The organism is Xanthomonas sp. NCPPB 1325 (assembly GCF_041477645.2).
In the GTDB taxonomy this organism is placed as follows: Bacteria; Pseudomonadota; Gammaproteobacteria; order Xanthomonadales; family Xanthomonadaceae; genus Xanthomonas; species Xanthomonas cannabis.
Genome location: NZ_CM192985.1, coordinates 3421074 through 3447175 on the forward strand (window position 1 = coordinate 3421074; position 26102 = coordinate 3447175).

The following is a 26102-nucleotide window of genomic DNA, read 5'->3' on the forward strand; positions in this document are numbered from 1 at the left end:
CCCGTTCTTACCGATTCGTGCCGATGCCCTACTCTCCCTTGCAGCACCTTCCCGCCGACCTGATCGACCGCGCCGCGCGGATCCGCCTGGCCTGTTTCGACGTCGACGGCACCCTGACCGACGGGCGCCTGTACTACGACCACGCCGGCAATGAGAGCAAGGCGTTCAACGTGCTGGACGGCCAGGGTCTCAAGCAACTCGAGCATGCCGGCATCCATGTGGCACTGATCACTGCGCGCGCCAGCCTGTCGGCGGAAAAACGCGGCCAGGATCTGGGCCTGCATGTGCAGATCGGGGTCAGGAACAAGCGCCTGGCGGTTCTGGCGCTGTGCCAGGAACATGGCCTGTCGCTGGACCAGGTGCTGTTCATGGGCGATGACCTGCCCGATCTGCCCGCCCTGCTGGCGGTCGGCCTGCCGGTGGCCCCGGCCAACGCACACCCCTGGATTGCCGAGCGCGTGCAGTGGCACACCCGCGCGCGTGGCGGCGAAGGCGCGGCCCGTGAGGTCTGCGACGTGGTGCTGGCCGCGCAGGGCCAGGTCGAGGACATCATCGAAAGGTTTTCCGCATGAACTGGAACTGGAGAACCACCCTGGGCGTGGTGCTGTTCGCCGCCGCCGTGATCTCCGGCTGGTCGGCATGGCAGCAGCGCGCGCGCCCGGTCGCGGCGGCAGTGGACGAGTCGAAGGCGGACTACGTGCTGCGCGATTTCGAGCTGATCGCGCTGGACAAGCAGACCGGCAAGGAATCGATGACGCTGCGCGCGCCGGAAATGCACCGCAACCGCGCCGACCAGACCTCGGACATCACCACGCCGGTGTTCCTGCTGCCCGACAACGCCAACCAGCCGTGGACGCTGCGCGCCAAGACCGGCTGGGTCAGCCCCAAGGGCGACGAACTGCGCCTGCGCGGCAGTGTCGAAGGCGACAGCCCCACCACCGGCACTACCCCGCCAACCACTTTCCGCACCGAAAGCCTGGACGTGTTCCCGCAGCAGAATCTCGCCAAGACCGCCGCGCCGGTGAGCATGAGCCGGCCGGGTATCATGCAGAGCGGGGTCGGCTTCGAGGCCGATCTCAAATCACGCCAGTACAAGCTCCTTTCTCAGGTCAAGACCCGCTATGAACCGAATGCTGCCCGCTAAACTGGCGTTTGCCGCGCTGCTGTTGCCCGCGATGGCCATGGCCAAGACCAGCGATCGCAATCAGCCGATGGCGATCGACTCCAATGCCAACGATTGCAACATGCTCGACGACAGCGGCAAGTGCCGTTTCAGCGGCAATGTGGTGATCACCCAGGGCACGCTGGAAATCCATGCCGACACCGCCGACATCTTCCAGAAGAACGGCCAGACCGACCGCGTGGTGCTCACCGGCAAGCAGGCCACGCTCAAGCAGCAGATGGACGACGGCGCGATGATGAACGGCCAGGCCGACAACATCGAATACCAGGTCGCCAACGAAGTCATCGTCCTGACCGGCAACTACAAGGTCGACTCGCCCAAGGGCACCAACGCCGGCCAGCGCATGGTCTACAACACCAAGACCGGCAACATGCAGAGCGGTGGCGATGGCAGCCGCGTGCGCACCATCATCCAGCCGAAGACCGCTGCGCCTGCCGCGGCCACGCCGGCGCCGGCCGCCAAGCCCGCAGCCAAGCCGCAGGGGAAGAAGTAATGCTGGTCGCCACCGGTCTGCGCAAGAAGTACAAGCAGCGCGAAGTGGTCAAGGAGTTCGGCCTGACGCTGGAAGCCGGCGAAGTGGTCGGCCTGCTCGGCCCCAACGGCGCGGGCAAGACCACCTGCTTCTACATGATCGTGGGTCTGGTCGAGGCCGATGCCGGGCGCATCGAGCTGGACGGCCGCGACCTCACTGCCGAGCCGATGTATGCACGCGCCAAACTCGGCGTGGGCTACCTGCCGCAGGAGCCGTCGATCTTCCGCAAGCTCACCGTGGCCGACAACATCCGCCTGGTGCTGGAACTGCGCGAGGAGCTGGACAACGCCGGCCGCGAGAAGGAGCTGGTTTCGCTGCTGGACGAATTGCAGATCACCCACGTCGCCGATCAGCTCGGTGCGAGCCTGTCCGGCGGCGAGCGTCGTCGGTGCGAGATCGCGCGTGCGCTGGCGGCCAAGCCGCGCATGATGCTGCTGGACGAACCATTCGCCGGCGTCGATCCGATTTCGGTCGGCGAGATCCAGCGCATCATCATCCACCTCAAGGAACGCGGCATCGGCGTGCTGATCACCGATCACAACGTGCGCGAGACCTTGGGAATCTGTGACCGCGCGTATATCCTCGCCGAGGGGGGCGTGCTGGCGCAGGGGGCACCGGACGCGCTGCTGGCCAATCCCGACGTCCGTCGCGTGTATCTGGGGGAAACTTTCCGCCTTTGAGCGCGTCGCCGCGCCAACGCTTTTTTCAGTCAGTGCCCGCATGAAAGCCCGGCTCCAGACATCGCTAGGACAGCAGTTGGTCATGACGCCGCAGTTGCGTCAGGCGATCAAGCTATTGCAGATGTCCACCACCGAGCTGGAAGTGGAAATCGCCGAAGCAGTGGAAACCAATCCGCTGCTGGAATGGGCCGACGAAGCCGCGCATGCGGCCGGCAGCACCGCGGTGGAATCTTCGCCGTCCGCCTCCACCGAAGAACCCCAACGCGAAGAAGCCGCACCTGCCGAGCGCGACGACGATTGGTCGCAGGACGAACTGCAGTGGACCGGCTCGGGCAGCGGCGGCAGTTTCGACGACGACGAGTCCGGTGACGCCGCCGAACGTGTGGCCGAGTCCGAGACGCTGGCCGACCATCTGTTATGGCAGCTGCACCTGTCGCCGTTGTCGCCGCGCGATCGCCAGATCGGCGCGATGCTGATCGACGCGCTGGACGAGGACGGCTATCTGCGCGAGCCGCTGTCGGCCATTCTGGAGACGCTGGCACTGGGCGCGGCGGTGGACGAGGCCGAAGTGCTCACCGTGTTGCACCAGATCCAGCGCTTCGACCCGGTCGGTGTGGGTGCACGTACCCTGGGCGAATGCCTGGCGTTGCAGTTGGCCGTGCTTGACCCCGCCACCCCCGGGCGCGAGCTGGCCCAGCAGATCGTCGCCGGCCCGCTGGAACGGCTGCCGCGCAGCGGGGTGGCCGGGCTGGCACACGAACTCAAACGCTCCACCGCCGATGTCGAGCAGGCGGTGCAGCTGGTGCGCTCGCTGGACCCGCGCCCGGGCAAGCAGATCGGCGAACTGGCGCAGGACACCTATGTGGTGCCCGACTGCGTGATCTGGCGCCAGCGCGGGGTCTGGCGCGCCTCCTTGGCCGGCCGTGCGCAACCCAAGGTCACCATCCACCGCGGCTATGAGAACCTGATCCGCAGCTGCGGCGAGTCCGACGCCGGCTACCTGCGCGGGCAGCTGCAGGAAGCGCGCTGGCTGCTCAAGAGCCTGGAAGCACGTGGCGAGACCTTGCTGCGGGTGGTGCGCTGCCTGCTGCACCACCAGGCCGGGTTCCTGGAATTCGGTGCGCAGGCGCTGCGGCCGTTGACCCTGCGCGAGATCGCCGGCGAGCTCGGCCTGCACGAGTCGACCATTTCCCGCGCCATTGCGCGCAAGTACGTGCGCACCCCGCGCGGCACCATCCCGTTGCGCTCGTTCTTTGCCTCCGGCATCGACACCGACAGCGGCGGCGAGGCCTCCAGCACCGCCATCCAGGCCATGATCCGGCGCCTGATCGAGGCGGAAAACCCGCGCAAGCCGCTCTCCGACGCCAAGTTGGCCGATCTGCTGAAAACCTCCGGCGTACCAGTGGCGCGGCGCACCGTTGCGAAGTATCGTGAGGCCATGAACATTTCCGCCTCCCACGAACGCGTCCGCATCGCCTGACGTTGCAACCACCGCAACGCCGGCCTGCGCCGGGTTTGTCGGATCACCGGAACGGTTCATTGGCCCACCGACCAATGGAGGTATCCGATGCGCATCGAGACGTATGGCCACCAGCTTGAAGTGACCCCCGCCCTGCGGGAGTACGTGGCAAGCAAGCTGCAGCGACTGCAGCGCCATTTCGACCAGCACTGTGAAGTCCGAACGCAGCTGGCCGTTCGCAAGCCGGACCACCACGTGGTCGCCACCGTCAACCTTCCCGGTCGCACGCTGCACGCAGATGCCAGCGGCTCCACCATGTACGCCGCCATCGACCTGCTGGTCGACAAGCTCGACCGCCTGGTGCTCAAGCACAAAGAAAAGAAATGTAACCACCATGCACGCGAGGTGCGCGACAATCCCGCATGACGCTTCCCGCTTGATGCCCTCATGCCTTTAACCGATCTGATGGCGGCCGTGCGCACCGTGGTGTCGCCGGCCGCCGATCGCGACACCGTCCTGCACACCGCCGCCGATCTGCTGTCCTGCCGCCAGGCCGGCGCAGACGAGCTCTACGCCAACCTGTGCGAGCGCGAGGCCCTGGGCAGTACCGCCATCGGCCACGGCATCGCCATTCCGCATGGGCGCTGCCCCAATCTGACCGAACCCCGCGGCGCCTTGCTGCGGCTGGACACGCCGGTGGCCTTTGGCGGCGACGAGCCGGTGGATCTGATCTTTGCGATGGCCGTGCCTGCGCACTACACCCACCAGCATCTGATGCTGTTGTCGGAACTGGCCGAGCGCTTTTCCGATGCCGACTTCCGCCAGCAATTGCGCGCAGCGCCCAATGCCGATGCCCTGCTCGCGTTGCTGACCGAGGTCCCGCCACCACAGGCCAGCGCGGCATGAATACCAGCATCACCGCACGCGAGTTGTTCGACCAGCAGCGCGACAAGCTGGCGCTGCGCTGGGTCGCCGGCCAGAAGGGCGAGCACCGCGAGATCCAGGCCGGCAGCAACAATGCGCGGCGCCCGTCGCTGGCCGGGTATCTCAACGTGATCTACCCCAACAAGGTGCAGATCCTGGGCACCGAGGAACTGGCCTGGCTGGATTCGCTGGATGCGCGGCAGCGCTGGGAAACCATCGAGAAGATCATCCAGGTACAGCCGCTGGCGCTGGCGATCAGCAAGAACCAGTCCTGCCCGGAAGACCTGCGCGCGGCGGCCGACGAATCCAATACGCCGCTGTGGATCTCGCCCAAGCGCGGCCACGAACTGCTCAACCACCTGTCCTACCACCTGGCGCGCACGTTGGCGCCGCGGGTCACGTTGCATGGCGTGTTCATGGAGATCTATTCGATCGGCGTGCTGATCACCGGTGAAGCCGGCTCGGGCAAGAGCGAGCTGGCGCTGGAACTGCTCAGCCGTGGTCACCGGCTGGTGGCCGACGACGCGCCGGAGTTCACCCAGATCGCCCCCGACGTGCTCGACGGCACCTGCCCGGAACTGCTGCAGGACCTGCTGGAAGTGCGCGGCCTGGGCGTGTTGAACGTGCGCGACATGTTCGGCGACACCGCGGTGAAGAAGAACAAGTACCTGCGCTTGATCGTGCACCTGACCCGGCCGATGACCGAGCCCACGCCGTCCGGTTACGAGCGCCTGACCGGCGATTCCGGCAGCCGCCACGTACTGGATCTGGACGTGCCGTTGATCACCCTGCCGGTGATGCCCGGCCGCAACCTGGCCGTGCTCACCGAGGCGGCCACCCGGCTGCATATCCTGCGCACCAAGGGCATCGACCCGGCGGCGATGTTCATCGCCCGCCACAGCAACCTGCTTGAGCGACGCACGCCATGAGTATCGCGCCCTCCACGCTGATGATCGTGAGCGGGCTGTCCGGCTCGGGCAAATCGGTCGCGCTGAAGACCTTCGAGGATCTGGACTATTACTGCTCGGACAACCTGCCGGTGGAGTTGCTGCCGGACTTCGTCAAGAGCCGCCTGCGTGGCAACCCGCTCGGCGACCAGCGGCTGGCGGTGGGCATCGACGTACGTAGCCGCAGCGACCTGACCCAGCTGGCGCAATGGCGCCAGGCCGCGCAGGAATACGGCATCGAGGCGCGGCTGCTGTTTTTCGAGGCCAGCGACGAGGCGTTGATCAAGCGCTACGCCGACACGCGGCGCCGCCATCCCTTGAGCCATCTTGGCCTGGCCTTGCCGGAAGCGATCACCCGCGAGCGCCAGTTGACCGAACCGCTGCGGCTGCAGGCCGATGCCATCATCGACACCAGTACGCTCAACGTGCATCAGCTGCGTCGCCGTGTGGTGACCGAGTTTGCGCTCGGCTCCAACGATCGCCTGTCGCTGTTGTTCGAATCGTTCGCCTACAAGCGCGGCGTGCCCGCCGAAGCCGACTTCGTGTTCGATGCGCGCGTGCTGCCCAATCCGCACTGGGACCCGGAGCTGCGCCCGCTCACCGGCCGCGATGCCGCGGTGCGCGAGTATCTGGACAAGGAAGCCGATGTGCAGCGTTACAGCGCGCAGATCGTGGACCTGCTCGACACCTGGCTGCCGCGCCTGCGCAACGACACCCGCAGCTACGTGACCATCGCCTTCGGCTGCACCGGTGGCAAGCACCGCTCGGTCTACATGGCCGAACGCATGGCCCGGCATGCGCGCGAGCAGGGTTGGCCGGAAGTGGCGACGTTTCATCGCGAGCAGGATTGAACTTCGGGAATCGGGAATCGGGAATCGTTACAGCGGCATTCTGCGAACTGTGTGTGCTGCACCCATGTGAGAGGGTGCTTTTTGCAGTGCCTTAGTGTGGGGTGCGATTGCGTGCGGATGGCTTGCGGCTGATGGGCGCTATGCCGGGCGACAACGTCGCATCCGATGCGACTGACTCAGCGACGTCCCAACGCCGCGTGCCGTGTTTGTTCAAGCCCCACGCAACACTGCACGACGAACTTGGCGGCGTCGTACCGGACATGACCACACCCTGCCCGTCGCCGCGACAACAGCAGCGTTCGCTTGTGCAGTTGGCCACATTGCTGGCGCTGTGCATGTCGCTGAGCAGTGCCGCACGTCGCGACGCGCTGACGGTATCGGTGCAGCGGAGTCGCTGCAGCGGTTCTAAACGGCTATTCAGTTCGCAACACATCGGTGCGGGCAAACGCTATCGCGCGGTCATGCTGACCTGTTAACGTTTCGGCATGGCCTGTGGCATTCTCCTCATTACCCATCCCGGCATCGGCGCGGCGTTGTTGAACGTGGCGACGGGGCTGTTGCGGCATTTGCCGCTGAAGACCGAAGCGTTCGATGTGCCGTTTGATGCAGACCTGGACGCGTTGTTGCCCCAGGCCTCGGCGGCGATGCGCCGGGTCGACGGCGGCGACGGCGTGCTGGTCATGACCGACCTGTATGGCGCCAGCCCCAGCAATCTCGCCAGCCGGTTGGCCAAGCTGGGCACGCCGGTTCGCCGCGTGTCCGCGTTGAGCCTGCCGATGCTGCTGCGGGTGATGAATTACCCCGAACAAGGTTTGCAGGAGCTGCCCGCCACTGCGGCGGCCGGTACCCGCAACGGAGCGATCATCGACGATGCTTGAACGCGAACTCATTGTGTCCAACCGACTCGGACTGCATGCGCGGGCAACCGCCAAGCTGGTGCAGACGCTGTCGTCCTATCGCAGCAACGCCACGCTGGCGGCCAAGGGCCGCGAAGTGAATGCCAAGAGCATCATGGGCGTGATGCTGCTCGCCGCCGGGCAAGGCACCAGCGTGGTGGTGCGGCTGGATGGCGAAGACGAAGCGCAGGCCTTGCAGGCGCTGGTGGAGTTGTTCGAGCGTCGTTTCGACGAGGACAGCTGAGCATGCGCGGCGTCGGTGCGGTTGCAGCCGACACGGCGCCAGCGCGCCAGGCACGCGCATGAGCCTGCGTTTGCGCGGACACGGCGCCTCGCGCGGCAATGCACTCGGGCGTGCGCGCGTGCGCCAGAGCCACACCCTGGAAGTAGCCGAACAACGCGTGCCTGCCAACCAGGTGGAAACGCAGTTGCAGCGCCTGCACACGGCCATCGAATCCGCACGGGTCGAGATGCAGCAACTGCGCGACCGCCTGCATGGCGCGCTGGCGCGCGAGGTGGGCGAATTTCTCGAGCTGCATGCCTTGCTGCTGGACGACCCGGAGCTGCTGCAGGGGCTGGACGAGCTGATCCGCACGCACCGCTATAGCGCCGACTATGCCTTGCGCGTGCAACGCGACCGCCTGGCAGCGGTGTTCGACGGCATGGAGGATGCCTACCTCAAGAGCCGCATGGACGACCTGGATCACGTCATTGGCCGCATCCATGCATTCCTGCACAAGCGTGCCCCCGACCTCAAAGGCGTGGCCGGCGAGATCCTGGTCTGCGACAACGTGGCGCCGTCCGAACTGGCACAGCTGCAGGCCCAGGGCGTGGTTGGCATCGTCACCACCGCCGGTAGCGCGCTGTCGCATAGCGCGATCCTGGCGCGCAGCCTGCACCTGCCGCTGGTGGTGGGAGTCAGCGACGCCGTCCAGCGCATCGACGATGGCGATGTGTTGATCGTCGATGCCGGCTCCGGCCAGGTGATCGTCGACCCCACCCCCGAGCATCTGCGCGATTACCGCGAGCGTCTGCGCGCGCTGGCCAAGGAGCAACGCGAACTCGGGCGGCTGCGCTCCAAGCCCACGCGCACCCGCGACAACGTCGATATCACCCTGCTGGCCAATGCAGAATCGCTGGAAGACGTCGCGCGTGCGCATGCGCTGGGCGCCAGCGGGCTGGGGCTGTATCGCACCGAATTCCTGTTCCTGCAGCGCAACGAGCTGCCGGACGAAGACGAACAGTTCCAGACCTATCGCGACACGGTACTGGGCATGAGCGACCGCCCGGTCACCATCCGCACGCTGGACCTGGGCGCCGACAAGGCCGACCGCACCGGGCTGACCCTGAGCGACGAGGACAACCCGGCGCTGGGCCTGCGCGGCGTGCGGCTGTCGCTGGCCCGCCCTGCAGTGGCGCAGGCGCAGCTGCGCGCGATCCTGCGTGCGTCCGGCTACGGGCAGGTGCGCATCCTGGTGCCGATGGTCAGCGGCCGCGAAGAAATCCAGTTGCTGCGCAAGCAACTGAAAAAACTCGCCGCGCAGCTGCGCGATGAGGGCCACGAGATTGCCGAGCACATCCCGCTGGGCGCGATGATCGAAGTGCCGGCGGCGGCATTGGCGCTGGACTGCTTCATCGACGACATCGATTTCCTGTCGATCGGCACCAACGATCTGGTGCAGTACCTGCTGGCGGTGGATCGCAACAACGAAGCCCTGGGCGAGCTGTATTCGCCGCTGCACCCGGCGGTGCTGCGGCTGATTGCGCAGGTCATCGCCACCGGGCGCGCCTACGGCAAGCCGGTGGCGGTATGCGGTGAAATCGCCGGCGACCCGCGTTTTGTGCCGATGTTGCTGGCGTTGGGACTAACGGAATTCAGCCTGCATCCGGCCACCTTGCTGGAAGTGCGCCGCGCGGTACGCGACATCCATCTGGGCGAGCTGCGCGTGCATGGCGAGAAATTGCTGCGCGCGCGCGACCGCAAGAGCATCGAGAAGTGGCTGGCCGTCATCGCACAGGGCGGCAGCTGCAAGAGCAGCTAGACCAGCGCTGCTGCACGTCCTTCTCCTGCGTGCGGGGGAAGGTACCCGCAGCGCGGATGTGGGCGCTGCGCCGATCATCGACCTGGCAATCAATCACCGGTCAATGCTGACAGCCAACTCGGGTTCGTCGTGGCTGCACGCAGCGTTTGCCAAGCACACCAGCAAGCCGGCCGCGCCCGATCGACCGTCCGCAAACGCGCCGGCACTGTATGTTTCGTCACCATGCGCAAGCGATAATACCGTGCTGACCCAGCACCGCGTCTTCCACTGACGGCGCGTCCACTCTTCCGGGGAGCCGCGCATGGCCGAAGCCGTCCGCCACGACAAGACTGCGCGCCAGCTGCGATTGCTGTCCGACGCGCTGGACAGCGGGCGCCTGGGACCAGTGCGCCGGCTGGTCAATACGCTGGCGCCGGCGGAGATCGGCAACCTGCTCGAGTCTCTGCCGCCCGGCAAGCGTGAAGTGGTGTGGGGGCTGGTCGACCCGGAGGACGATGGCGAGGTGCTGCTGCACGTCGGCGACGAAGTCCGCGAAAGCCTGCTGGCCGACATGGACCCGGACGAGATCGTGGCCGCGGTCGAAGACCTGGACATCGACGATCTGGCCAACCTGGTCGAGGATCTGCCCGACACCGTCATCGACGAAGTGCTCAAGTCGATGGACCGCGAGAACCGCGAACGGCTGGAGCAGGTGCTGTCGTATCCGGAAGACACCGCCGGCCGCCTGATGAACCCGGACGTAGTCACGGTGCGCGCCGACGTCAATGTCGATGTGGTGCTGCGCTACCTGCGCCTGCGCGGCGAGCTGCCCGACCACACCGATCACCTGTATGTGGTGAGCCGGCGCCACCAGTACCTGGGCCGCGTACCGCTGGCCGCGCTGGTGACCCACGAAGACAGCACGCCGGTCAACCGGCTGATCGACGACGAGCAGCCGGCCATCGATGTGGGCGATGGCGCCGAAGAAGTCGCGCGGCGCTTCTCCGACCACGACTGGATCTCTGCGCCGGTGGTGGACGACAACAACATCCTGCTTGGCCGCATCACCATCGATGACGTGGTCGACATCATCCGCGAGCAGGCCGAACACCAGGCCATGAGCGCGGCCGGTCTGGACGAAGACGAGGACATGTTCAGCCCGGCGCGGCGTGCGTTCCGCCGCCGCCTGATCTGGCTGGGCATCAATCTGTGCACCGCGTTCCTGGCCTCCAGCGTGGTCAGCCGCTTCGAGGGCACCATCGAAAAACTGGTGGCGCTGGCGGCGCTGATGCCGATCGTGGCCGGCATGGGCGGCAACGCCGGCACCCAGGTCCTGGCACTGATGGTTCGCGGCCTGGCGCTGGGCCAGATCGGCTCGTCCAACGTGATGACCCTGCTCAAGAAGGAACTCACCGTCGCATTGATCAACGGCCTGTGCCTGGGCGTGGGGCTTGGATTGATCGTGCTGGCCTGGTTCCGGCAACCGATGCTGTCGCTGGTGATCGGCACTGCGCTGACCGCGAACATGCTTACCGCTGCGTTCGGCGGCGTGCTGGTGCCGGTGACGCTCAAACGCCTGGGCTTCGATCCGGCATTGGCCGGTGGCGTGATCCTGACCACCCTGACCGATGTGATGGGCTTCCTGAGCTTTCTCGGCCTGGCCACCTTGGTGCTGCTGCCGTGAGCGCAGGCACGTGAGCCCATGCGCGTGACGGCTACACTCCGATCGCCGCAGCGCGACGTGCCAGTGCGGGTGCATGCGGTGATACTGCAGCACTGTGATCGATGGGGAGTAGTGCGTGATCGTTCGTTGCCTGGTGGTGGGAATCCTGGCGCTGGTGCTTGCCGGCTGCTTCAGCATGGCTGAGCGCCGGCATGACGGCCGGCACGGCCACTTCGTCACCCGCACCTTGCAGCTGGAGGGCCGGCTGTATCGCTACCAGGTGTTCGTGCCGGCGGCCAGGGCGCCGCAACCGCGGCCGATCGTGTTGTTCCTGCACGGCTCGGGCGAACGCGGCGACAACGGCCGCGACCAGGCCGAGGTGGGCCTGGGCCCGTACCTGAGCGAACACGGCGCCGACTTCCCTGCGCTGGTGGTGTTGCCGCAGGTGCCCGAAAACGAAGAATGGCTGGGCATCAACGCGCGCATGGCGATCGCTGCACTGGATGCGGCCAGCACCGAGTTCGTTGCCGACCCGCAACGCACCTACCTCACCGGCATTTCGATGGGCGGCTATGGCGCTTGGGAAATCGGGCTGATGCAGCCGCAGCGGTTTGCCGCAATCGTGCCGATCTGCGGCGCGCTCAAGGCGCCGCGCGATGAGCGCCGCACGCTGTACGTCAGCCTGGTGCTCAAGGAAGCCGACCCGTACACGGCGGCAGTCAGCCAGCTCAGGCACGTGCCGATCTGGACCTTCCATGGCGCCAAGGACACCGCCGTGCCGCCGCACGACGACCGCGCCCTGTATCGCGCGGCCAAGGGCATCGGCGCCAACCTGCGCTACAGCGAATATCCCGAAGGCAGCCACAACGTGTGGGACACGACCTACGCCGACCCGGCCATGTGGACTTGGATGTTCGCGCAGCGGCTGCGCTGAACACCGCTGCATGTGAGCCTGGCGCAGGCCCGCGCTGGCCGATCACCCTGCGCCGCCGCGCATGCAAACCGCTCCGCCCCGTGGTGTGCGCGGCGCCTGTGCCCAGGGATGCGCACGGCCCGCACGCACGGCGTCGAGCGCAGGCCATCAATGGTGGTAGCCGGTGTCGGCGGTGATCTTGCCGCGGAACACGCGATACGACCACACCGTGTAGCCCAGCACCAGCGGCAGCAGCATGACCAGCCCCACCATGGCGAACAGCTGCGATGACGGCGGCGCGGCGGCCTGCCAGAGGGTGTAGACCGGCGGCACCAGGTACGGCCACATGCCCAGCACCAGGCCCAGGAAGCCGAGCACGAACAGGCCCATGGCCAGCAGGAACGGCGGCGTGTCCGCACGCCCGGCATCGCATGAGCGCCACAGCGCATACCCCACCACGGCCACCAGCACCGGCACCGGCAGCAACCACAGGTAATGCGCGCCGGCGAACCAGCGCTCCATCACATGCGACTGCAACGACGGCAGCCAGGCGCTGACCAGGCCGATGAAGACCAGCACGCTGATGGTCAACGGCCGGGTGAGCTGACGCGCGAGCTGTTGCACGTGGCCTTCGGTCTTGAGGATCAGCCAGGTGCTGCCGAGCAAGGCATAGCCGAACACCAACGCCGCGCCGGTCAGCATCGCGAACGGGCTGAACCAGCCCCAGATGCCGCCGACATAGCGGTCGTTCTCGATCGGCAAGCCCTGCACCAGCGCGCCGAGGATCACACCCTGAGCGAAGGCGGCCAGGATCGAGCCACCCGCAAAGGCATTGCTCCACAACCGCCGCGACCGCTGCGCCTTGAAGCGGAACTCGAACGCCACGCCGCGGAATACCAGTGCCATCACCATCAGCAACACCGGCAGGTACAGCGCCGACAGGATCACCGCGTACGCCTTCGGAAACGCCGCCAGCAGCCCTGCCCCGCCCAGCACCAGCCAGGTTTCGTTGCCGTCCCAGATCGGCGCGGCGGTGTTCATCATCAGGTCCAGCTGCTGCTCGTCGCGGCGAAACGGCGCCAGGATGCCGATGCCAAGCACGAAGCCGTCCAGCACCACGTACATCAGCACGCCGAAGCCGATCACCGCAAACCACGCCACCGGCAACACGGTCGTCATGTCCATCATGCAGCTCCGTCGATTGGTGCATCGGCCGCCGACAGCGGGCGCGCCGGCGTGTGTTCGCCATGGTCCAGGTGCGGTGCGTCGGCGTGCGGCGTGGGGCCCTGCTTGCCGATCTTGACCAGGTACCAGATGCCCCAGCCGAACACGAATGCGTACCCGGCCACATACACCGCCAACGAGATCGCGGTCATCCAGGCCGACTGCGGGCCGACCGCATCGGCGGTGCGCAGCAGCCCGTAGACCACATACGGCTGCCGCCCGATCTCGGTGACGAACCAGCCCGAAATCAGCGCGATGAAGCCGCTTGGCAACATCCAGCGCCAGGTCGCCAGCAACCAGCGCCACTGCACCAGCTTGCCGCGCCACCAGGCGAAGGCCGACACCCAGGCCACCAGCAGCATCAACGAACCGATCCCGACCATGATGCGGAAGGCGAAGAACACCGGCGTCACCGGCGGGCGCTCGCTCGCCGGCACCGACGTCAGCGGTGCGATGCTGCCGTCCAGGCTATGGGTGAGAATCACACTGCCCAGGCGCGGAATCGCCAGCTCGTAGTCGTTGCGCTCGGCCTGCGCATTGGGCAGCGCAAACACCACCAGCGGGACGCCCTCGCCCGCTTCTTCGGCGTGCCAGTGCGCTTCCATTGCCGCAATTTTCATGGGCTGGTGCTTGAGCGTGTTCAAGCCGTGCATGTCGCCGACGAAGATCTGCAGCGGCACGGTGATGGCGGCAAACGCCACCGCCAGCTTGAGCATGCGCAGCCCGGCGTCGCGATGCACGCCGCGATGCAGGTACCACGCCCCCACCGCGCCCACCGCGAAGCAGGTGGTGATGAACGAGCCCAGCGCCATATGCGCCAAGCGGTACGGAAACGACGGATTGAAGATGATCTTCACCCAGTCCGCCGGATGCACGATGCCGTTGATCACTTCGTAGCCGGCCGGCGTCTGCAACCAGCTGTTGGAGGAAAGAATCCAGAACGTGGAGATCAAGGTGCCCAGCGCCACCATGCAGGTGGCGAAGAAATGCAGGCGCTCGGACACGCGCCCCCACCCGAACATCATCACGCCCAGGAAGCTGGCTTCGAGAAAGAACGCGGTGAGCACTTCGTAGCTCAACAGCGGGCCGATCACTCCGCCGGCAATGCGGCTCAGCTCCGGCCAGTTGGCGCCGAACTGGAACGCCATCACGATGCCGCTGACCACGCCCATGCCGAACGACACGGCGAAGATCTTCTGCCAGAAAAAATACAGCTCGCGCCACACCGGTCGGCGGGTACGCAGCCAGCGCCATTCCAGAAATGCCAGCAGGCTGGAGAGCCCGATGGTGAATGCCGGAAACAGCACGTGGAACGCGATGACGAACCCGAACTGGATCCGCGACAACAGCAGAGCGTCCATGGAGAGCCCTCCAGGAAAGTGGATAGCATCAGCGCGCCGATTGCAGATCGATCGCCGGAACTCGCTGCGGTGGCCGATCGCGACCGCCTGCGCTGCACCAGCATGATAGGGACGGTCGCGCCCGTTCCCGATGCGACACGGCGTCGCATCTGCGTCAAAGCGTCGCGCTTGCGCACCCGTACGCGTGCTTTCGGTTGCTCGCCAGCTCTCTTCCTGGCGAAGACGAAAAGCGCGACGTCGTGTCCGTCGCGCTCAGCCCGGCGCTATCCGCATCGTGCAATGCGCACGTCTGCTTCCCCCCGCGCCAAGCAGCCGCGCGCCTGGCTCTGGTGGACGCGCGCTTGCGCGCGAAGCGCTCTACCGGTGACGCTCGATCGCGGTCAAGCACGCTCCCACCACGCGAAGCGCCTGACTAGCGCTGGCGTCGCATCCGTCGTGCGAGCTCGCTGACGACCGCGATGCCGGCCGTCAAGGCCACCATCGACAGGAACTGCGCGCGGGTTTCGGGCGAGCTGGCCAGCAGCACGAAGAGCACGGCCAGAATCACCAGGGCCAGCACCGTCAGAGCCGGATAGCCGCGCATGCGGAACGGCAGCGCGATGCCGTCGCGATCGGCGCGCGCGCGCAGGATCAGTTGCGACACCAGCGAAATCGTCCATACCAGCAGGCAGGTGGCGCCGACGATGTTGAGCAGCATCGGCAGCACCTTGTTCGGATACAGCATTTCCAGCGCGGCTGCGGCAAAGCCGAACAGCACACTGGCGATCACCGCCACCAGCGGCACCTGCTCGCCACTGGTCCTGGCGAGCAGGCGCGGCGCTTCGCCGCGCTGCGCCAGCGAGAAGATCATGCGCGAGGCGCCGTACAGGTTGGCATTGAGCGCCGACAGCAGCGCCACCACGGCCACCAGGGTGATGGCGGTGGCCGCACCAGGGATGCGCGCCACGTCCAGCACCGCCGCAAACGGCGAGCTCAGCGCCGTGCTGGTCCACGGCACCACCGCCACGATCACGCTGATCGAGCCGATGTAGAACACCAGGATGCGCCAGGCCACGGTGCGAATCGTGCGTGCCAGGCTGCGCCCCGGGTCGGCCGTCTCCGCGGCCGCCACGGCCACGATCTCGGTGCCGCCGAACGCGAACACCACCACCAGCAAGGCCGCACCCACGCCCGCCAGGCCCTTGGGCGCAAATCCACCGTTCTGGGTGAAATTGGACAGCCCCGGCGAGGTCACACCGGGTAACCAGCCCGCCAGCAAGGCCACGCCGATCAGCAGGAACACCACGATCGCCACGACCTTGAGGATGGCGAACCAGAATTCGAACTCACCAAAATTGCGCACGCCCAACAGATTGATCGCGGTGAACGTGGCCATGAACAGCGAGGCCAGCAGTGGCACCGGCAGGGACGGCCATACGGTCGCCAGCAAGCCCGCTGCGCCAACCGCTTCTGCCGCGATCACCACCACGATCTGCAACCACCACAGCCAGCCCACCGTGGCGCCGGCGGTCGGGCCCATCGCATCGGCCGCATAGACCGAAAAAGCGCCGCTGGCCGGCTTGGCGGCCGCCATCTCGCCCAGCGCATTCATCACGATGATCACCAGCGCCCCGGCAATCAGGTAGGACACCAGTACCGCAGGGCCCGCCGCATGGATGCCGACCCCCGAACCCAGAAACAGCCCGGCGCCGATCGCCGTGCCCAGGCCCATCATCATCAATTGCCGGGGTTTGAGCGCATGCCGCAGGGCAGGCGCGGCGGTCGAAGCGTTCTGGGCAACAGGATCGTTCGGAAGCGACATGGACGGCATTTGAGAAGTGGCAGCGCGACACGATACCGCGTCGCGGCGCCTGCCGCGCCTCTTGACGGCATGCCAGCGACCGGGGTGAGGGGCGCTGCTGCACTGCAGCTTGCAGCGACGTCCCGACCGGAACCACGCGGAATCGGGAACCGGCGCCTCACCGGCACGCGCTACGCGCCCATGACCTGTTCCCGGTCAGGGCACGGCGGACGGCGGCGTTGCACAGACAAATCCCCGGGCAGGCCGGGGATCTGTCACTGCAGTACCGCGCGAACGTTACTCCGCCAGATTCTTGCCTGCGCCGGCGGTGGCAATCACCTTGGCCTTGACCTGTGCGGCCGGGGTGACGGTGTAGATGTAGCCCAGCGATTCCGGGAACACCTTGGAGCTGACCCAGTTGGTGGCATTGGCGTACGGCTTGCTGCCGTCCGGGGTGCCCCAGGTGATGCCGCTGCCGACGTAGTTGTTGATCAGGTCCCAGTAGCCGATCTCGCTGCTGTCGCGCGAAGTGACCGGGTTCTTGATGTTCTCGAAGTAGTTCGACTCGATCTTGGCCACGCCGCCCATGCGCACGTTGATGCCGGACGTGAACACGTTGTTGAAGTAGTTGTTGTAGATGTGGCTCAAGCCGCGGCGCTGCAGCGGCACGCGCGACTCGACGTTTTCGAAGCGGTTGTGGTGGTAGGTGGTACGTGCGGCCGAGTTCTTGGTGTCGCTGTCGCTGTAACCGTTGAGCGCGACCTTTTGATAGTTGTAGACGTAGTTGTAGGACACGGTGACGTGGTGCACGCCCTTCTTCATGTCGATGCCGCCATCGAAGGAGGCATCCCCGGCGCCCGAGCACTTGGTCAACGAGGCGAACACGGTGTTGTGGTCGACCCAGATCCTGGACGGCTCGCCGCTGGAGTTGCCTTCCAGGGAAATCGAATCGGCATCTTCGCCCCCTTGCAGCAGGCCGATGGTCATGTTCTGGATGATCACGTTGTGCGCGTTGCCCACCACGCGCAAGCCGAAGTTCGCTGCCGAGCCGTTCGCACCCTTGATGGTGACATCGCTCTTGTTCTTGATCTGCACGGTCTTGGCTGGCAGCTTCCACTGCGCACAGACGTCCTTGATGGTGCCGAAGTCGAACTTGCCGGTGTAGTTGAGTACCAGCCCGCCGCTGCCGGAGTAACTGTCGATGGCCGCCTGCATCGCCTCGAAGGTAGCGACATTGACCGGTGTCTTGTTGCCGCCGCCGGTGGTGGCGGCACCGTACCCGACCGGGCCGGCGATGGCGCCTGCTGCGCACGTGGACAGCGCAAGCGCGAGTGCGCCCTGGAGCATCTTGCTAATCATGCAGCCTCTCCCAAAGAAGTCGATAAGCGATGCGTGCCGTCTGCGCAGTGGCGACGACAACGACAAAGCGGGCGTGGGGGCCGCATTCTTCGCGCGATTTAAAACATAAAACAATTATCCATCTTTGAAAGTTTGACGCACCACGGTGTTCTCTTTGCAGGACATGCAAAAGAGACAGCGAGGGACAGGCAGGACAGGACACCGCTGCAGCAACGGCTGCGGTAACGCGAGCGATTGACGGCAGCGCTTATCGGCAGTGCAGATGCGACTGCAGCATCATCAACTGCTGAAGCTGGCGCAGCTGGCAACACGGCCGGAGCACACCGCGGTGCTGCACTGCCGCGCAACCTTTCACCAGCACGCACGTCGATGGATGTGCCATGCAGCCGGCGTGGCTGCGTTCGACATCACCAGATCCAATCGGTGACGATGCAGAAGGACCGCTTTTTTGCGACAGGCGCGCGCGACAGCATGGGTCCGGCACCACCGCTGTGGAGCTGTCGGCATGAGGCTGCACCGGACGAGGGACGCGGACGGCCGGCGCTCGATCCGAACCGCGTTCAATCATGCACACAGCCGCTGGGGCGCAGGCCGCAGCATCAGGCAGCCCGGATACGGCCCGACCGCCAGAGGCCGGGTGGTACCCGGACTGGAATCCTGATCGGTAAAGGTGCGCGCGTTGCAGGTGGCGTGATCACTGCAGCGTCAAGCGCAGCGCAACCAGCGGACGCCCAAGGCCGCCGATCCGCCGCTGACTGATGCACTTGTGTCAGGCGCACCACGCGGTTGACACCAGATGCCAGCGACACAGGTTGGATGCCAACGCCATGTTTGCGGCCGCGCACCGACGCCGACGGCGCCGTTTACCGTGCTGCCCACCAACAGGCACGCCAATGGTTGGCGCAGCCACTCACACCGCGCGACTGGCCAGCGCCGGCACGTGGGCAAGTTCGCCACCCGGCCAGGGCGTATGGTCCTCAAGGAAATCACCTACCAGGCGCATGCAGGCGATGCGTTCTTCCACATGCGGCATGTGGCTGGAGTTGGCGAATACATGCCAGCGCGCATCGGGAATCAGGCGCGCATACGGTTCGACGGTTTCCGGCGTGGCCTCGTCATACCTGCCCGACAGCACCAGCGTCGGCACCGTGATGCGATGCAGGCGCTCGATGATGCTCCAGTTGCGCAGGCTGCCCACCACGTGGAATTCGGTCGGGCCGTTCATGGCGTGGTACACCGTCGGGTCGGCATCGATGGCGGCAAAGGTGCGCGCCACCTCGTCGGGCCACGGGACGATGCGGCACACATGCTGCGCGTAAAACACCTGGCTGGCCGCGCGGTAGGCCGGGTGATCCAGCGTGCCGGCGGCTTCATGTTCGTCCAGCGCGGCCTGGACCTGCTCCGGCAAGCCGGCGCGCAGGCGCAGGGCCGCCGCACGCCACAGGCCCATCGATGCCGGCGAATTGGCGATCACCAATGCACGCAGCCCACGGGGACGACGCACCGCATGTTCGGCGGCCAGCATGCCGCCCCACGACTGGCCCAGCAAGGCGTATTGCGACAGCCCCAGATGGTCGATCAGCGTCTGTAATTCATCCAGAAACAGCCCCACGCTCCAGAAGCCCGGGTCGGCATTGGGCAGGTGCGTCGAACGGCCGTTGCCGAGCTGGTCGTAATGAATCACCGCGCGGCCGCCGGCGGCCAGGTCCTTGAAGCTGTCGACATAGTCATGCGTGCAGCCGGGCCCACCGTGCGCGATCACCAATGGACAGGCATCGCTGCGCAGGTCACCGGTGATGCGGTACCAGGTGCGATAGCCGCGAAATTCGACATAACCTTCGGTGGACTGCATGACCTGCGCCTGCTGACGGCAATGATGAGCGCCGAGCCTAACGAGCGGCACGGTCCGCGTTAACTGGCAAATCTCACAGGTTTGTGCGGTCGTGCCACCCTCGCAGTCAGGCGGGCACGCGCCCGGTGGGCAGGCTACAGAGACCGGAGCCGGGAGCGGCGATGCAGACTGGCGATTGCGTGCGTCGATCGGCCAGCGTGCGTTCTGCATAAACAACAATCGCCGCGTGGTGCTCTACGAGTGCGGATATGCGCCTCGCGCCAGCTGCCGCTCGCCACACGGCAGCTGGGCTGGCGCTGCGCACGTGGGCCACCGCAGGCCAGCTGCGCTGCGCACGCTCGCGTGCATCAATCAGTGGACCTTGCGCGGCCGCGTTCAGCCGAACGCCGTACGCATCCGCTCATCCGCTCAGGGCTCCAGCAACCGATAGTGCATGCCGCGTACCACCGCCTCGACGCGGTTGCGCGCGCCCAGCTTGCGCGCAGCCGAGTTCAGATGCAGGTTCACCGTCGCCGTGGAGCGATTGAGCGCAGCGGCGATGCTCTTGGCAGTCAGCCCCTTAGCCGAATACTGCAGGCACTCGCGCTCGCGCCGGGTCAGTGCGATGTGGTGGCAGCGGCGCTCCTGCGGGTCCAGCAACTCCTGCGCGCGCGCCTGGAAGGCATGGGCCAGCAACAGGAACGGCGACAGCTGCGCCTCTGCCAGGCGTGGCGCTTCGGCGGCCACCGCATCCACCGCACCGCTGAAGGTCGCAAATGCGCCGCCGGGCAGGTGCAGTGGCACGGTGACACCGGTTGCCATCCCGCTATCGCACAGATAACGGGTGACCTGGCGGTGCTGCGCGCCAACGTATTCAACCCCGTCCCTGTCGCCATCGGTGCGATACGACCACACGAACGGCGTGGTACGTCGCGTGGCACGCTGCTGGACCGGGTCATGCTGGTAGTAGCCGTGTTCGCACCATACGTGCTGCATGTCGCCCGGCGCATTGCGCTGCATGAACACCGTCGGGGTGATCAGCGCGCCTTCCATGCTGAGCGGCACTGGCGCGTAGTCGTACACCAGCGACTGGAAACCTAGCGCGCAGACGTCGCTGAACACCCGGTCCAGACAGGCGTTGAGCGTGTGCAGTGCCTGCAGGTCACGGCCCAGGCTGGCCAGCGTGTCGAACATGGGGGTCCTTCGAAGCGAGTGACGCCACTGGATGACATCCAGCACGGAAAACCTAGCATTTTTACCAATGGATGGGCTTGCCGGCCACATTATCGTCACAATGCCGGTCACACGGCTGCAGTGCCGCAGCGACATTGCCGTGCCCTCGCCTGCACCCAACGGCCCTCTCCTAGCGGACATCTGCATGACCGACTCACCCCGCCGCGACGATGCGGCCACGCTGGAACGCTTCGGCTACGCCCAGGAACTCAAACGCCAGCTCACGCTGAAGGATCTGCTGATCTACGGCCTGGTGTTCATGGTGCCGACGGCGCCGTTCTCGATCTTCGGCGGGGTGTTCGACATCAGCGCGGGCATGGTGCCGCTGACGTACCTGGTCGGCTTCGTGGCGATGCTGTTCACCGCGTTGAGTTATCAGCAGATGTCGCAGGCGTTTCCGGTGGCCGGCTCGGTGTACGCCTATGTCGGCCGAGGCTTGCACAGCGGCATGGGCTTTCTGGCCGGCTGGGCGATCCTGCTGGATTACCTGCTGGTGCCGACGCTGCTCTACGTGGTCGGTGCCAATGCGATGCACACTGTACTGCCGGCGGTGCCGCAGCCGGCCTGGATCGCGTTCTTCGTCGTGCTCAATACCGTGGTCAACCTGCGCGGCATCGAAACCACCGCGCGCGCCAACCGGTTTTTCCTGTTGGCGCAGCTGGTGGTGCTGGCGATTTTCGTGGTGCTGGCCACGCTGGCCATCCAGCGTGGTGTCAACGGCGCGCACTGGAATCTGCGCCCGTTCTACAACCCGCAGGCCTTTTCGCCGCAACTGATCTTCAGCGCGTTATCGGTGGCGGTGGTGTCGTTTCTCGGCTTCGATGCGATTTCCACCTTGTCGGAGGAAGCCCGCGGTGGCCATCGCGTGGTCGGCCGTGCCACGCTGCTGGCGCTGGTATTGGTCGCGGGCCTGTTCGTGCTGCAGACCTGGCTGGCCGCGCTGCTGCAGCCCCACCTGCAGCGCTATCCCAGCATACAGGCGTCCAACGATGCGTTCTTCGAGATCGGACGGCTGGTTGCCGGGCCATGGCTACAGATCGTCATCGCGCTGACAGTGGCCATCAGTGCCGCGATCGCCAACTCATTGGTGGCGCAGGCGGCAACCTCGCGGTTGTTGTTTGCGATGGCGCGCGACCGCCAGTTGCCGGCGTTCCTGCGCTATATCCACCCCCGCACCGGCGTACCGCAGCGCGCCATCATGTTGGTGGCGGCACTGAGCATGGTCTTGGGCGAAGTGTTCGTCGGCCAGATCGCGTTGCTGTCGTCGTTGTGCAATGTCGGCGCGTTGACCGCATTCGTGCTGCTGCACGTCGCGGTGCTCTGGCACTTTCGTCGGCAAGGCAGGCGTGTGCTGCACGGGGCGGTGCCGTTGATCGGTATCGTGATCCTGGCGTACGTACTGATCAACGCCGACCCTCACGCGCAACTTGGCGGCACCGCGTGGATGGCGGTGGGGGTGACGGTTCTGGCCTTTCTGAAAATCAGCGGTCGCTCGACCGAATTCCGCGCCAGCGACGCGCTGGAATAACGGCCGCTGCGCTGCGGCACTGATGCACCGGCTCACTGGCGTGGTGCCGTGCCTTGCGCACGCCCGATGCGCAGGAGCGCCGGCCAAACCATCGTGCCGTTGCCTACGCTCAGCCTGCGTTTGCTGCTGCGGGCGTCCTGCTGCATGACACGACACCATGCGTGTGCAAGTGCAGGCGCACTGCATCGCCTTGCAAGCATGATGATCCACTTTCGCTGGAGCAGCCACGCGCCAGGCCGATGCGCGTGCGCCCTACTCGCTTGAGTGCCACGCGCACAGCGTGTGCGCTGCGCCCGTTCGCTGCATGCAAACGCGATGCTATTTTTATCGACTGTCGATCTCCGAACGAGATTTTCAGCACATATTCAGCTGCAAACATTCGCTAGTCTCGTTCCGCGCCACCGATGGCGCCGCAGCTGCCGGCCCCCGCCGCCGCCTGCCGTTCCCTGACGAGAAGGACTACCCATGATTCGCAAGAATGCGTTGTATCTCGCGCTGCTCTCTGCCGTTTCCAGCGCCGCACTGGCCGCGCCGCCCACCGAGATGGATGCCGCACCGGTCAGCACTGCGCCGCAGGCCGCCAAGCTCGGCGCAGCCACGCTGCAGTCGGCAAGCCTGCGCGGCGGCATCCTGCCCACACAGGTGGCGCAGCTGGCCGCGCCCAGCAGCAAGGAACTCGGCAGCGTGCGTGAACGACGCATCGCGCAGGTCAAGCACGGCCAGCCGCTGCAGATCGGCTTTTCGCGCGCGGTTGCACAGCCGCTGGTGAACCTGGCCAAGCTCGATTGGCAGATGGCCGGCGACGGCTCACGCGTGGCAACCCTGAAGCTGGGCTCTGCACAGGCCGCCTCGCTGCGCGCGGCACTGGTCTTGCGCGGCGCCGGTGCAACGCCGGGTGATCCGTCCCGGGTGACGCTGCGCTTTGCCGGCGACGATGGCCGCGTGTTCGAGCAATCCGGCGCCAGCTTCACCGGCACCGGCGATGCCATCGGCTGGTCGCCGACCGTGAGCGGCGAACACCTGCTGGTGGAGCTGTCATTGCCGGCCGGCCTGTATCCGGAAAACTTCAGCCTGAGCATTCCGCAGCTGTCGCATCTGGACATCAGCCCCACCGCCAGCCCGCGCGACATGATGACCATTGCCATTGGCGAGAGCGACTCCTGCCAGAACGACATCGTGTGCCGCGCCAACCCCACCACGGGCTTCACCAGCGCCGCCAAAGCGGTGGCGCGCATGGTGTTCACCACCAGCCAGGGTTCGTTCCTGTGCACCGGCACCCTGCTCAACAACACCAATACGCCCAAGCGCAACCTGTTCTGGACCGCCGCGCATTGCATCAGCACCCAGACCGTGGCCAATACGCTACAGACCTACTGGTTCTACGACGCGGCCAGCTGCAACGGCAACACCGCCAGTTCGCAGGCCACCACGCTGACCGGCGGCGCATTCCTGCGCCATGCCAACACCACGCGCGATACCGCGCTGCTGGAGCTGAAGACCGCACCGCCCAGCGGCGCGTTCTACGCAGCCTGGAACAGCGCGGCGATCGGCGCGACCGGGACCTCGATCGTGGGCATCCACCACCCCTCCGGCGACGTCAAGAAGTATTCACTGGGCACGGTCACCGGGTTGAACACGTCCATCGACGGCCAGAGCCCGTTCTATCGCGTTGTCTGGAACGATGGTGTCACCGAAGGCGGCTCGTCCGGCTCGGGTCTGTTCACCATCGCCAGCGGCGGTGCGTATCAGCTGCGCGGCGGCCTGTATGGCGGCTATTCGTACTGCACCGCGCAGACCGATCCTGATTACTACTCGCGCTTCTCGGACGTGTACTCGTCGATCTCCACCTTCTTCGGGCAGTAAGCGCGCGCGATGCGTGGCAGGCGCCCTGTCGCCTGCCACGTTGGTCCACATGCACCCTGGCTGGCGCATGTCAGCACGCGAGCACGATGCATCCTGGGGCCCCATTGCCAACGGTAGCCAGCGGGGCATCCCGGACCTGCAGCGTCGTCACTGCGCGGTTCGGGCAGACTTGGGGTTTGTTCGCGGAGAGATGCTCCATGCCGTTTCATCGTCATCGCCACGTGGTGTGGATCGCTGCACTGGCAACACTGACATTGGGCAACGCACTGGCCGCAGGCAAACCGGCCAACCCGGACGAGGTCAAGGCCTATGCGTTGCAGCGCTGCCTGGACAACAACTACGTGCGCAGCGGCAAGTATGCGCAGGACCAGTTGCGCGACCGCTCGTACCTGCTGACCACCTACGCAATGGACAATGCCAAGGCCGGGGCGACCGATCGCCTGCAACGATTCGTGGATGCCAGCACCGCAGAGTTCGATCGCAGCGAAGTGCCGATGAAGGACGAAGCACGCCGCGGCCCGTTCAACGCCATCTTTGCGCGTTGCATGGGCTTCTACCGCTCACCCGCACTGGCCGACTTCATCGCTCGCCAGCTGTGAGCGGGTCGCCGTGGTGCACCGCGCAGCGCAAGGTGCCGCTGGCCCGCGCTGCTGCAGCCAGACCGCCCGCCGGCCCGCATCACCCACGCCCGCCCGCTTGCGCCCGCGGCGTGTTGCATCTGCTGTATCGGCACCGGCCACGCTGCTGCCCAGGCGGGCGCACCGCGATGGCGGCGCGGCACCACTCCCGGCACACTCCCCCCTCCGGCGCCCAGGGAATTGTCATGTCCGAGCCTCTACCGCATTGCTCCCGTCGCGCGGTGCTGCAGCTGACACTGTCCGCAGGACTGTTGACCGCCATCAGCCCGCTCGCGGCGGCGTCCACATCCGGCGCCAGCCACGCGCGTGCCAGCGGAGGTGCGGCAGCCCCCACGCCGTTTCCGGCCAAGGGCAGCGTGCTGGTGTTGTTGGGCACCAAGGGCGGGCCAACACCATCGCCACTGCGCGCAGCGGCGGCCAATGCGCTGGTAATCGACGGGCAGCCCTACCTCATCGATTGCGGCAATGGCGTGGCGCAGCAATTGGCCAAGGCCGGCATCCGGCTGCCGGCATTGCGCGATGTCTTTCTCACCCACCATCATTCCGATCACAACGCCGATCTGCTCAACGTGGTGTGGCTGGCCTGGGCCAGCGGCCTGCAGACACCGGTGCATCTCTACGGGCCGCCGGGAATCGCCAGGATGGTGGATGCGTTTGTCGAGATGAACGCCATCGACATCGACGCGCGCATCCGCGAGGAAGGCCGCCCACCGTTCAAGCAGCTCATCCATGTGCACGAGTTCGACCAGCCCGGCACGGTGTTGCAGAACGACCAGGTCACCGTGACCGCCACCCTGGTGGACCATTACACGCTCAAGCCGGCCTTTGCCTACCGCTTCGCCGCGCGCGACCGCACGGTGGTGTTCTCCGGCGACACGCGTTACCTGCCTGCGCTGGCGGCGTTTGCCGAGGACACCGACATCCTGGTGCACGAGGTGATGTACCTGCCCGCACTGGAAAGGATGCTCAAGACCAACGACAACGCGCCCAGCTTGCTCGACCATCTGCTCAAGAGCCATTCCACCAGCGAAGAGGTCGGAAAGATCGCCGCGGCCGCCCGTGCACGGCAGCTGGTGCTCACGCACTTCGTGCCCGGCGGCGACCCGACCATCACCGATGCGATGTGGAGCGAAGGCGCGCGCAAGCACTACAGCGGGCCGATCGTGGTGGGCACCGACCTGATGCGGCTGTAGCGCAACGGTGGCCTGGCAATCGG

25 protein-coding genes and 1 pseudogene are annotated in these 26102 nt (G+C 66.2%); 19 read left to right on the forward strand and 7 right to left on the reverse strand.

Features of this window, described 5'->3' with window-relative positions:
- The first annotated feature begins 23 nt into the window (after positions 1-23).
- The 10 genes from ACCQ10_RS14660 to ACCQ10_RS14705 all read left to right on the forward strand — a co-directional run bounded on the left by ACCQ10_RS14660 (position 24) and on the right by ACCQ10_RS14705 (position 7052).
- Positions 24-572, forward strand: coding sequence for a KdsC family phosphatase (locus tag ACCQ10_RS14660; RefSeq protein ID WP_039409257.1), 549 nt, complete (start codon positions 24-26; stop codon positions 570-572).
- Positions 569-1144, forward strand: a complete 576-nt coding sequence (gene lptC, locus ACCQ10_RS14665; protein WP_184438913.1) for an LPS export ABC transporter periplasmic protein LptC — start codon at positions 569-571, stop codon at positions 1142-1144. Before ACCQ10_RS14660 ends, lptC begins: the two co-directional genes overlap by 4 nt.
- Entirely contained in the window at positions 1122-1676 is a 555-nt protein-coding gene (lptA, locus tag ACCQ10_RS14670) for a lipopolysaccharide transport periplasmic protein LptA (protein WP_081422339.1), read from the forward strand. The genes lptC and lptA overlap by 23 nt, the downstream gene beginning before the upstream one ends.
- Complete coding sequence (gene lptB, locus ACCQ10_RS14675; RefSeq protein WP_039409264.1) at positions 1676-2395, forward strand: LPS export ABC transporter ATP-binding protein; 720 nt, start codon at positions 1676-1678, stop codon at positions 2393-2395. Before lptA ends, lptB begins: the two co-directional genes overlap by 1 nt.
- A gap of 40 nt (positions 2396-2435) precedes the next feature.
- Entirely contained in the window at positions 2436-3875 is a 1440-nt protein-coding gene (locus ACCQ10_RS14680) for an RNA polymerase factor sigma-54 (RefSeq protein ID WP_506191960.1), read from the forward strand.
- 87 nt (positions 3876-3962) lie between these two features.
- Positions 3963-4280 carry a ribosome hibernation-promoting factor, HPF/YfiA family gene (gene hpf, locus ACCQ10_RS14685; protein WP_005913379.1) on the forward strand — a complete coding sequence of 106 codons (318 nt, stop codon included), beginning with the start codon at positions 3963-3965 and terminating at the stop codon, positions 4278-4280.
- Positions 4281-4301: 21 nt separating this feature from the next.
- Entirely contained in the window at positions 4302-4760 is a 459-nt protein-coding gene (locus tag ACCQ10_RS14690) for a PTS sugar transporter subunit IIA (RefSeq protein WP_372361094.1), read from the forward strand.
- Complete coding sequence (hprK, locus tag ACCQ10_RS14695) at positions 4757-5707, forward strand: HPr(Ser) kinase/phosphatase (protein WP_005993219.1); 951 nt, start codon at positions 4757-4759, stop codon at positions 5705-5707. Before ACCQ10_RS14690 ends, hprK begins: the two co-directional genes overlap by 4 nt.
- Positions 5704-6576: an RNase adapter RapZ gene (gene rapZ, locus ACCQ10_RS14700; protein ID WP_039409288.1), complete on the forward strand. Its 873-nt coding sequence runs from the start codon at positions 5704-5706 to the stop codon at positions 6574-6576. Before hprK ends, rapZ begins: the two co-directional genes overlap by 4 nt.
- Before the next feature lie 206 nt (positions 6577-6782).
- The gene (locus tag ACCQ10_RS14705; RefSeq protein WP_372361095.1) at positions 6783-7052 is read left to right on the forward strand and encodes a hypothetical protein; all 270 of its coding nucleotides are present in this window, start codon (positions 6783-6785) and stop codon (positions 7050-7052) included.
- Here ACCQ10_RS14705 and ACCQ10_RS14710 read toward each other — a convergent pair.
- A pseudogene (locus tag ACCQ10_RS14710) lies at positions 6990-7247 on the reverse strand (hypothetical protein); the annotation flags it as partial. The gene ACCQ10_RS14705 and the pseudogene ACCQ10_RS14710 sit on opposite strands and share 63 nt — an antisense overlap.
- Here ACCQ10_RS14710 and ACCQ10_RS14715 point away from each other — a divergent pair.
- From ACCQ10_RS14715 to ACCQ10_RS14735, 5 genes are all read left to right on the forward strand, one after another.
- A complete protein-coding gene (locus ACCQ10_RS14715) occupies positions 7131-7454 on the forward strand; it encodes a PTS sugar transporter subunit IIA (RefSeq protein WP_355508476.1) in 324 nt (107 codons plus the stop codon). The pseudogene ACCQ10_RS14710 and the gene ACCQ10_RS14715 overlap by 117 nt on opposite strands.
- Complete coding sequence (locus tag ACCQ10_RS14720; RefSeq protein ID WP_039409292.1) at positions 7447-7716, forward strand: HPr family phosphocarrier protein; 270 nt, start codon at positions 7447-7449, stop codon at positions 7714-7716. The genes ACCQ10_RS14715 and ACCQ10_RS14720 overlap by 8 nt, the downstream gene beginning before the upstream one ends.
- Positions 7717-7774: 58 nt before the next feature.
- Positions 7775-9514: a phosphoenolpyruvate--protein phosphotransferase gene (gene ptsP, locus ACCQ10_RS14725; protein WP_372361096.1), complete on the forward strand. Its 1740-nt coding sequence runs from the start codon at positions 7775-7777 to the stop codon at positions 9512-9514.
- A gap of 301 nt (positions 9515-9815) precedes the next feature.
- Positions 9816-11177 (forward strand): magnesium transporter, encoded by a 1362-nt coding sequence (gene mgtE / locus ACCQ10_RS14730; RefSeq protein ID WP_039409298.1) that lies wholly within the window; start codon positions 9816-9818, stop codon positions 11175-11177.
- A gap of 175 nt (positions 11178-11352) precedes the next feature.
- Positions 11353-12090 (forward strand): carboxylesterase family protein, encoded by a 738-nt coding sequence (locus ACCQ10_RS14735; protein WP_372363131.1) that lies wholly within the window; start codon positions 11353-11355, stop codon positions 12088-12090.
- A gap of 147 nt (positions 12091-12237) precedes the next feature.
- Here ACCQ10_RS14735 and cydB read toward each other — a convergent pair whose 3' ends face one another.
- The 6 genes from cydB to ACCQ10_RS14765 form a co-directional block, all read right to left on the reverse strand.
- Positions 12238-13254: a cytochrome d ubiquinol oxidase subunit II gene (gene cydB, locus ACCQ10_RS14740; protein ID WP_047693860.1), complete on the reverse strand. Its 1017-nt coding sequence runs from the start codon at positions 13252-13254 to the stop codon at positions 12238-12240.
- On the reverse strand, positions 13254-14654 hold the full coding sequence (locus tag ACCQ10_RS14745) for a cytochrome ubiquinol oxidase subunit I (protein WP_372361097.1): 1401 nt from the start codon (positions 14652-14654) through the stop codon (positions 13254-13256). Before ACCQ10_RS14745 ends, cydB begins: the two co-directional genes overlap by 1 nt.
- A gap of 412 nt (positions 14655-15066) precedes the next feature.
- Complete coding sequence (locus tag ACCQ10_RS14750) at positions 15067-16455, reverse strand: amino acid permease (protein ID WP_372361098.1); 1389 nt, start codon at positions 16453-16455, stop codon at positions 15067-15069.
- 276 nt (positions 16456-16731) lie between these two features.
- Positions 16732-17793, reverse strand: a complete 1062-nt coding sequence (locus tag ACCQ10_RS14755) for a pectate lyase family protein (RefSeq protein ID WP_039409313.1) — start codon at positions 17791-17793, stop codon at positions 16732-16734.
- A 910-nt stretch (positions 17794-18703) separates the two neighbouring features.
- Positions 18704-19645 (reverse strand): proline iminopeptidase-family hydrolase, encoded by a 942-nt coding sequence (locus ACCQ10_RS14760; RefSeq protein WP_179454343.1) that lies wholly within the window; start codon positions 19643-19645, stop codon positions 18704-18706.
- 408 nt (positions 19646-20053) lie between these two features.
- Positions 20054-20818, reverse strand: coding sequence for a LuxR family transcriptional regulator (locus tag ACCQ10_RS14765; RefSeq protein ID WP_372361099.1), 765 nt, complete (start codon positions 20816-20818; stop codon positions 20054-20056).
- Between the two features lie 184 nt (positions 20819-21002).
- On the opposite strand from ACCQ10_RS14765, the gene ACCQ10_RS14770 reads away from it, so the two are divergent.
- The 4 genes from ACCQ10_RS14770 (at position 21003) to ACCQ10_RS14785 (ending at position 26079) form a co-directional block, all read left to right on the forward strand.
- Positions 21003-22385, forward strand: a complete 1383-nt coding sequence (locus tag ACCQ10_RS14770; protein WP_372361100.1) for an APC family permease — start codon at positions 21003-21005, stop codon at positions 22383-22385.
- A 465-nt stretch (positions 22386-22850) separates the two neighbouring features.
- The gene (locus ACCQ10_RS14775; RefSeq protein ID WP_372361101.1) at positions 22851-24248 is read left to right on the forward strand and encodes a trypsin-like serine peptidase; all 1398 of its coding nucleotides are present in this window, start codon (positions 22851-22853) and stop codon (positions 24246-24248) included.
- 197 nt (positions 24249-24445) lie between these two features.
- Positions 24446-24847 (forward strand): hypothetical protein, encoded by a 402-nt coding sequence (locus ACCQ10_RS14780; protein ID WP_039409344.1) that lies wholly within the window; start codon positions 24446-24448, stop codon positions 24845-24847.
- A gap of 224 nt (positions 24848-25071) precedes the next feature.
- Positions 25072-26079, forward strand: a complete 1008-nt coding sequence (locus ACCQ10_RS14785; protein WP_372361102.1) for an MBL fold metallo-hydrolase — start codon at positions 25072-25074, stop codon at positions 26077-26079.
- Positions 26080-26102 lie beyond the last annotated feature (23 nt).